Here is an 8,110-nt window from a genome sequence, read left to right as displayed (position 1 = left end):
GCCACCATCCAGGCGGCCGTGGCCGCGGAGTTGATGGACCGGGAGCCGGAGGCGGCCCGGCGCGCGCTCAGCAGCATCGAGGAGTCCTCTCGCAGCGCGATGGACGACCTGGACCATGTGCTCGGCGTACTGCGGGAGGGCAAGGCCCCGACGGCCCCGCAGCACACGCTCGGCGATCTGCGCGCCCTGCTGGAGCGGGTGCGGCTGACCGGCACCGAGGTGCACGCCGACCTCGACGACGACTGGGCGCGGGTGCCGGCGGCCGTGTCACGGGAGGCCTACCGCATCGTCCAGGAGGGGCTGACCAACGCTCTGCGCCATGCCCACCGGGCGCCGGTGACGCTGCGCGTGGCGGTGACGGGCGACTGGCTGGAGGCGGAGATCGGCAACCCGATGGGCGGCCACGCGCTCGGCCTCACCCGCCCCGGGCGGCGGGGGCAGGGCCTGACCGGGATCGCCGAGCGCGTACGGCTGCTGCGCGGCGAGGTCAGCGCCGGTCGGGTGGCGGGCGGCCGGTGGCGGCTGGTGGCGCGGATACCGCTACGGTCGGCGCCATGAACACCGCGCCGCTGACCGTGCTCATCGCCGACGACGAGGAGCTGACCCGCACCGGACTGCGGGCCCTGCTGTCGGCCAAACCGGACCTGGAGGTGGTGGGCGAGGCGGCGGACGGCGCCGAGGTGCTGCCGCTGGTCCGGACCACCCGCCCGGACGTGGTGCTGATGGATGTGCGGATGCCCGGGATGGACGGCATCGAGGCCACCCGGCAGCTGCGGTCGACCCTGGAGGACCCGCCCAAAGTCGTGGTGATCACGACCTTCGAGAGCGATGAACACGTCTATGACGCGCTGCGGGCGGGCGCCGACGGCTTCATCCTCAAGCGGACGCCGTCGCAGGCGATCGCACACGCCATACGGCTGGTGGCCACGGGCGATTCGGTGCTCTTCCCCGACGCCGTGCGCAGGCTGGTGGCGGCCCGCCCGCTGCCCCCGGTCGGCCCGGCCGCCGGCCACGCGCCGCTGACCGCCCGTGAGACCGAGATCCTGAGGCTCATGGCGACCGGTCTGTCCAATCCGGACATCGCGGGCCGTCTGACGGTCAGTCTGGAGACCGTCAAGACCCATGTGAGCAATCTGCTGACCAAACTGGGCGCCCAGAACCGCACCCAGGCCGTCATCCTGGCCTACGAGTCCGGCCTCGTCGTCCCCGGTGGCCGCTGAACCGCGGGCGCACCGGCGCCGGCACACCGGGCGCGGGCGGACCGTACGGCGTCTGAGGGAATCCCTAGAGGTTCCTTCGCGCCACACCCATCACTTCCATTGGTATGGACATATCAAGCTGGCGGGCTCTAGGCTCCTCCGCGATCGGCCATGAGAGCGCTCTCAGGTCTCCCCTGTTCTGCCCTCGTTTCGCAGCGCAACAGAAGGAGAACTGCCATGCGACGCACGACCGCCGTCCGTGTCGGCCTGTCCGCCCTACTCGTTCTCGGCTCCCTGACGGGCGCCGGCACCGCGCTCTCCACCGCCGCGGCCACCCCCGGCCCCGAATCGTCCGCGCCCTCCGCGAAGCTCGTCAGCACCCTCGGCCGCGACCTCGGCCTGACGGAGGGACAGGCGAAGACCCGCCTGCGCCAGGAGGCGGCGGCCATGAAGCTGGCGCCGAAGGCCGAGCGCGCCGCGGGCAAGGCGTTCGGCGGCTCCTGGTTCGACGCGGACACCGGCAAGCTGGTCGTCGGCGTCACCGGCCGGCAGCAGGCCGAGGCCGTGCGGGCGACCGGCGCCACCGCCCGGACCGTCCGGCACACCGCGAAGGAACTCGACGCGGTGAAGGCGAGACTCGACACGAAGGCGCGGAAGAAGGCCGCCCCGGCAGGGGTGAGCAGCTGGCGCGTCGACCCGAAGGCGGGCAGCGTGGTGATCTCCGTCCGCCGGGGGTCCGAGGGCGACGCCGCCGTACGCGCGTTCGTCGGCGCGGCGAAGAACCAGGCCGGGCGGGCGGGCTCGATCCCGGTCACGGTCGAGAAGGCCGCCGCGCAGGCGCCGTCCACTCTGGCCGCGGGCACGGTCGGCGGCGACCCGTACTACACCGGCAACGTCCGCTGCTCCATCGGCTTCTCGGTACAGGGCGGCTTCGTCACGGCCGGACACTGCAGCGGGGCAGGCGCCTCCGTCAACGGCTGGGACGGCTCGTACGTCGGCAACTTCCAGGGCTCGTCCTTCCCCGGCAACGACTACGCGTGGGTCAGCGTCGGCAGCGGCTGGTGGACCGTCCCGGTGGTGCTCGGCTGGGGCACGGTGCCGGACGCGCTGGTCCGCGGCTCCGCGGAGGCCCCGGTCGGCGCCTCGATCTGCCGCTCCGGCTCCACCACCCACTGGCACTGCGGCACGGTGCTGGCCAAGAACGAGACGGTGAACTACAGCCAGGGCGCGGTGTACCAGATGACCAAGACCAATGTGTGCGCCGAGGGTGGTGACTCGGGCGGTTCGTTCATCAGCGGCGACCAGGCCCAGGGCGTGACCTCCGGCGGCTGGGGCAACTGCAGCAGCGGCGGGGAGACCTGGTTCCAGCCGGTGAACGAGATCCTGTCGACGTACGGACTGCGGCTGCACACCGCCTGAGCCGGAGCGGCCTGAGGACACGCGTGGGAGGCGGGCCTTGTCCGGCCCGCCTCCCACTGCCGGCTACCGGGTCACACCCGCACCACGTCCGCGATGTCCACAGGGCGTCCGGTGGCGAAGGACTGGTTGGCCGCCAGCCCCGCGGCCAGGGCGAGCGCGCCGTCGACCTCGTTCGCCCGCAGCCCCGCCGCGTCGCCGGTGTCGGGGGCGGCATCGGGGTCGACGGGCCCGTAGAGGGCGTCCAGCATGCGCGCGTCGCCGCCGCCGTGGCCGGCGTGGTCGTAGTCGGTGACGGCCACCTCGTGCGGGGGCTCCCACAGCGGGTGGACGGTGATGCGGTGGCCGCCCGCGTTGGCGAGCGCGGTGTCGCCGTGGACCGCGCCCTTGGCGGAGGCGAGCCGGGCCCGGGGCGGCTGCCACAGGCTCTCCTCGACCTGCAGCTCGAGACGGCCGCGCGTCCCGTTGAACATCACCCGGTAGCCCTCCCACGGCGAGTAGGCGGTGAGGTGGTACGTCATGGTGGCGCCGGTGGAGTAGCGCACCAGGAGCGCCATGTCGTCCTCGATGGTGATGTTGTCGCCGAACACATTGCGGTCACGCAGATAGCCGTCCTCGCCCTCGGCCCGCAGATACAGGGAGTTCAGCGCCTCGTTGTCCTCCAGGTGGACGGCAAAGGGGTCGTCGGCCGCGGCCTGCGCCCCATGGGCCCGGTCGTAGTCCCGCCGGTAGCCGGTGCGCTCCCCCGCCGCCCGGCCGTAGAAGGCGAGCCGCCCGTAGCCGAAGACCTGCTCGGGGCGGGCGCCGAGCCACCAGTTGACGAGGTCGAAGTGGTGGCTGGACTTGTGCACCATCAGACCGCCGCTGTTGGCCTTCTCGCGGTGCCAGCGGCGGAAGTAGTCGGCGCCGTGGCGGACATCGAGCAGCCACTCGAAGTGCACGGACAGCACATCGCCGATGGCGCCTTCGGCCAGGAGCCGGCGCACCCGCTCATGGACGGGGTTGAAGCGGTAGTTGAAGGCCACGGAGAGGCTGTTGCCGGTGCGGCGCACCGTTTCCAGGATGCGGGCGCAGCGCTCGGCGTCGACCGTCATGGGCTTCTCGGTGACGACGCGCGCGCCGTGTTCCAGGGCGGGGACGATGTAGTGGTCGTGGAGCGCGTCCACGGTGGTGACCAGCACCTCGTCGATGTCCTCGGTGCGCAGCAGCCGTTCGAAGTCCGCCGCCCCGTACGCGGTGGCCGCCGGGCGGCCCGCGGCGGCGAGCAGGTCGTTGTGGTGGGCGATCCGCACCGGGTTGGGGTCGCACAGAGCGGCGATGTGCAGCTGCGGACGGCGGGAGAATGCTTCGGTGAAGGTCTGTGCTCGGTGGCCGGTGCCGACGATGGCGACGCGCCTGGCTGTGGTGGTGACGGCCATGCGATTCCTCTCCCGCTGCTGGGCTGATTGAAGCTGCACGGAAGAGTTGCATTCGTTTGCAGACGCGTCAATGGCAGTAGGCGAAGTGACGGGGCGTCCGACGTGTCCATCGGGTGGAAATGTGCGGGAACGATTGCAGAGCGGTCGCCGACGCCATGGTGATACACCAACGCTCGACCATACCTCCGATCTTTAATGCCACACCGCTCCTCTTCCCGCCTCAATCGCGCCTTACCCCTCCCCAGTTATCGGATGACTCTGTAACGTATCCGCCTCGGGAGGCAATCATGGCGAGATCTGTCAGACGCACCACCCTGGCTCTTCTGCTCAGCGCCGTGCTCGCGATGACGCTGTTCGTCACGGCACCCGCACATGCTCAGGACTCGACGTGGACCGTGAGCGGCCCCTCGGCGCGCTCCGGCCCGCAGGCCCGACTACAACTCGACGCGACCACGGGCGCGCTGACCCTCCAGGTGTCGCGAGGCGGCCGCACGGTACTCGAACCCTCGCCCCTCGGCATCCGCACCGAGGGCGCGGATCTGTCGCGGGGCCTGCGGCTGTCGGGGCGTGAGCGCCGTGTGGTCGCGGAGCGCTACCGCACCGCCGTCGGCAAACAACGCTCCCGCGACGTACGAATGACCGAGACGCGGTTCCGTTTCCGCGGCGACGGGGGCGCCCGGTTCGACCTCGTGGTCCGGGTCTCGGACGACGGTGTCGCCTACCGCTATGTCCTGCCGAAGGGCAGCGGGGACGTACTCGGCGAGACCTCGGCCTTCACCCTGCCCACGGACGCGACGGCGTGGCTCGGCGCCTACCGGCGCGACAACGAGAACCTGTTCAACCAGTACCCGGCGGCCACCGCGCCGACCGGCGAGTACATGGCACAGGCGCTGTTCGAGACGCGGGGCACATACGCCCTGATCGCCGAATCGGACCTCAGCGGCCGCTACTCCGCCGCCCGCCTGATCCACGAGGCGGGCCTGCCCACCTATCGCATCGGGCTGTGGGACGAGCGGGTCACCTCCGACGGCGCGCTGAGCACACCGTGGCGGGCGCTGGTCGTCGGCGATCTCGCGACCGTCACGGAGTCCACCTTCACCGATGACCTCGCGCCCGCCTCGCGGGTCGCCGACACCTCGTGGATCCGGCCGGGACCCGCCCTGTGGACCTGGCTGGCCGGAGGAAAACCGGCCGGGCAGAGTCTGTCCATGCAGAAGGGGTACGTGGACTACGCGGCCCAACGCGGCTGGCCGTACGTCGTGGTCGACGCCGGCTGGTACTTCGACCCGGACCAGTGGGACGTCACCGACCCCGACTGGCAGACGAACAGCTGGATCCCGGAGCTCGTGACCTACGCGCGGGAGCGCGGCGTCGGCATACAGGTCTGGATCCACCACCGCGATCTGGACACGGCCGAGGAGCGCGAGCAGTGGCTGCCCACCCTGGAGAGGTGGGGCGTGAAGGGGGTGAAGATCGACTTCATGGACTCCGAGTCGCAGGACACACTGCGCTGGTACGACGAGATCCTCCCGGCCACCGCCGCCCACCATCTGCTGGTCAACTTCCATGGCTCGACGATCCCCAAGGGCATCCAGCGCACCTGGCCGCATGTGATGACGATGGAAGGGGTCAACGGCGAGGAGAAGCGCGTCAACACCGCGCAGCACCTGACCACCCTCCCCTTCACCCGCAATGTCATCGGCTCCATGGACTTCACCCCGGGCGCCTTCCACCGCCCACAGCGCCCGAACGCGGCCTCGGACGCAGGCGAGTTGGGTCTGTCCGTGCTGTACGAGTCGGGCATCCAGAACCTCGCGGGCACCCCCGAGTCGTATGACGCGCGCCCGCTTGCGCGGGGCTTCCTCGAACAGCTCCCCGCGGCCTGGGACCGCACCCGGCTGCTCGCGGGGCGGCCCGGCGAGAGCGCGGTGCTGGCCCGGGCGAGCGGCGGGCGGTGGTTCATCGGCGGCACCTTCGCCGGCGCCGCCCACACCGCCGAGGTGCCACTGCGGCTGGGGTCGGGCACCTGGCTGGTCGATCTGGTCCTCGACGGCCCCGACGGCCTGGTACGCGAACCTCGCGTGGTGCGCGGCGGGGACACCCTGTCCGTACCCGTCGTGGCGGACGGCGGCTTCGCGGCCATCGCCTGCCACTGGCGCCCCGGCCGCACCAGCTGCGACCGGACGGCGGCCTGAGCCGGGAGCCGGCACCACACACCCCACCTGCCGCGCCGATGTGATCCGGCGCGGCGGGTGGGGCACCACGGCTTACCGGGCTCAGCTCGCGCGACCGCCGCTTCCGCGCACCTCGAGTCCGTCGAGGAGCTTACGGGTGGCCTCGGCCACCGCCTCGACGGCCTGGTCGAAGACCTCGAGGTTATGGGCGGCGGGCGCGCGGAACCCGGACACCTTGCGGACGTACTGCAGGGCGGCCGCCTCGATGTCCTCGTCGTGGAGCTCGGGCGTCATGGGCGGGCGGAGTGTCTTGATGCTGCGGCACATGCCTTCAGTGTGCGCCCCGGCACTGACAACGGGGGCTTCAGTCCCCCAGGTGGTCGATCTCCCGCATCTTGTTCGTCGCGTCCAGGGCGGCGACCTTGTACGACTCGGCGAAGGTCGGATAGTTGAACACCGCGTCGACCAGGTAGTCGACGGTGCCGCCACAGCCCATCACCGCCTGGCCGATGTGGATCAGCTCGGTGGCGCCGGTGCCGAAGCAGTGCACCCCCAGCAGCCGCCGGTCCTCCGGGGACACCAGCAGCTTCAGCATGCCGTGCGAGTCGCCGACGATCTGGCCGCGGGCCAGCTCGCGGTAGCGCGAGACGCCGACCTCGAACGGCACACACGCGTCGGTGAGCTGGTCCTCGGTGCGGCCGATGAAGCTGATCTCGGGGATGGTGTAGATGCCGATGGGCTGAAGGTCGTGGATCGGGTTCACCGGCTCGTCGCAGGCGTGGTACGCGGCGCTGCGGCCCTGCTCCATCGAAGTGGCGGCGAGCGCGGGGAAGCCGATGACATCGCCGACCGCGTAGATGTGCGGCACGGCCGTGCGATAGTGCTCGTCCACCGTGATCCGGCCCCGCCGGTCGGCCGTGAGGCCCGCCTTGCCGAGGTCGAGGTCGTCGGTCAGCCCCTGGCGTCCGGCGGAGTACATCACCGCGTCGGCGGGGATCTTCTTCCCGCTCTCCAGCACGGTCAGGGCGCCGCGGGCATGGCGCTCGACCGCCGCGACCGTCTCGCCGAAGCGGAAGGTGACGGCCAGGTCCCGCAGCCGGTACTTCAGGGCCTCGACCACTTCGACATCGCAGAAGTCCAGCATGCCCTCGCGCTGCTCGACCACCGTGACCTTGCTGCCCAGGGCGGCGAACATGGAGGCGTATTCGATGCCGATCACCCCCGCGCCCACGATGACCATGGAGCGCGGCACCCGCTCCATGTTCAGTACGCTGTCGGAGTCCATGATCGTCCGTTCGTCGAACTCCACGGACGCCGGGCGCGCTGGGCGGGTGCCCGTGGCGATCACGATATGGCCGGCAGTCAGCAGCTGTTCATGGCCGTCGGCGTCGCGTACGGCGACGGTGTGGTCGTCCGCGAAGCGTCCGGTGCCGGCGAACATCGCGACCCGGTTGCGGGCCAACTGGCTGCGGATGACGTCCACTTCGCGGCTGATCACATGCTGGGTACGGGCCGTCAGATCGGCGACTGTGATCTCGTCCTTGAGGCGGTAGCTCTGGCCGTACAGATCGCGCTGCGTCAGCCCGGTGAGGTAGAGCACCGCCTCCCGCAGGGTCTTGGAGGGCACGGTCCCGGTGTGTATGGAGACGCCACCGACCATGTCCGGGCGGTCGACGACGGCCACGCGGCGGCCGAGCTTGGCCGCGGCGATGGCCGCTTTCTGGCCACCGGGGCCGGATCCGATCACGAGCATGTCAAAGTCGGGCACCCGAGAAGTCTGGCACCCCATGCCACCCGCCCGGAAGAGCAAAAGCCCTTTCCGCAGGACCCATTTGAGGCGACCGCCCGCAGGCCTCAGGCGCGGCGGTCGGGGCGGCGGCCGGGGGGCTGGCGCGGTTCGGGG

The 8,110-nt window shown here is 71.2% G+C and carries 7 protein-coding genes; 4 read left to right on the top strand and 3 right to left on the bottom strand.

Annotated features, from left to right (window positions below):
- The 3 genes from CCN51_RS48345 to CCN51_RS48335 all read left to right on the top strand — a co-directional run.
- Window positions 1–558: sensor histidine kinase (locus tag CCN51_RS48345; RefSeq protein WP_245881836.1), on the top strand; the 558-nt coding region annotated here is incomplete at its 5' end.
- Window positions 555–1,220: a response regulator gene (locus CCN51_RS48340; protein ID WP_014174249.1), complete on the top strand. Its 666-nt coding sequence runs from the start codon at window positions 555–557 to the stop codon at window positions 1,218–1,220. The genes CCN51_RS48345 and CCN51_RS48340, both read left to right, overlap by 4 nt.
- A 216-nt stretch (window positions 1,221–1,436) precedes the next feature.
- Entirely contained in the window at window positions 1,437–2,618 is a 1,182-nt protein-coding gene (locus tag CCN51_RS48335) for a S1 family peptidase (RefSeq protein WP_014174250.1), read from the top strand.
- Window positions 2,619–2,689: 71 nt separating this feature from the next.
- On the opposite strand, the gene CCN51_RS48330 is transcribed toward CCN51_RS48335, so the two are convergent.
- On the bottom strand, window positions 2,690–4,033 hold the full coding sequence (locus CCN51_RS48330) for a Gfo/Idh/MocA family protein (RefSeq protein WP_014174251.1): 1,344 nt from the start codon (window positions 4,031–4,033) through the stop codon (window positions 2,690–2,692).
- A 287-nt stretch (window positions 4,034–4,320) separates the two neighbouring features.
- Between CCN51_RS48330 and CCN51_RS48325 the strand changes: the two genes are divergently transcribed.
- The gene (locus tag CCN51_RS48325; RefSeq protein ID WP_014174252.1) at window positions 4,321–6,228 is read left to right on the top strand and encodes a glycoside hydrolase family 97 protein; all 1,908 of its coding nucleotides are present in this window, start codon (window positions 4,321–4,323) and stop codon (window positions 6,226–6,228) included.
- An 81-nt stretch (window positions 6,229–6,309) separates the two neighbouring features.
- Here CCN51_RS48325 and CCN51_RS48320 read toward each other — a convergent pair whose 3' ends face one another.
- Window positions 6,310–6,534, bottom strand: coding sequence for a DUF2277 domain-containing protein (locus CCN51_RS48320; RefSeq protein ID WP_043486260.1), 225 nt, complete (start codon window positions 6,532–6,534; stop codon window positions 6,310–6,312).
- A 37-nt stretch (window positions 6,535–6,571) separates the two neighbouring features.
- A complete protein-coding gene (sthA, locus tag CCN51_RS48315) occupies window positions 6,572–7,975 on the bottom strand; it encodes a Si-specific NAD(P)(+) transhydrogenase (protein WP_014174254.1) in 1,404 nt (467 codons plus the stop codon).
- Between the last annotated feature and the right edge of the window lie 135 nt (window positions 7,976–8,110).

Origin of the sequence: Streptomyces milbemycinicus, assembly GCF_002154605.1 — a bacterium.
Classification (GTDB): Bacteria; Actinomycetota; Actinomycetes; order Streptomycetales; family Streptomycetaceae; genus Streptomyces; species Streptomyces milbemycinicus.
This window is presented reverse-complemented; position numbering and strand designations above follow the sequence as displayed.

What these genes read in the sequence shown, in the direction of transcription:
- CCN51_RS48340 (WP_014174249.1), top strand. Translation starts at nt 555, where the DNA reads ATGAACACCGCGCCGCTGACCGTGCTCATCGCCGACGACGAGGAGCTG.
- CCN51_RS48335 (WP_014174250.1), top strand. Translation starts at nt 1,437, where the DNA reads ATGCGACGCACGACCGCCGTCCGTGTCGGCCTGTCCGCCCTACTCGTT.
- CCN51_RS48330 (WP_014174251.1), bottom strand. Translation starts at nt 4,033, where the DNA reads ATGGCCGTCACCACCACAGCCAGGCGCGTCGCCATCGTCGGCACCGGC.
- CCN51_RS48325 (WP_014174252.1), top strand. Translation starts at nt 4,321, where the DNA reads ATGGCGAGATCTGTCAGACGCACCACCCTGGCTCTTCTGCTCAGCGCC.
- CCN51_RS48320 (WP_043486260.1), bottom strand. Translation starts at nt 6,534, where the DNA reads ATGTGCCGCAGCATCAAGACACTCCGCCCGCCCATGACGCCCGAGCTC.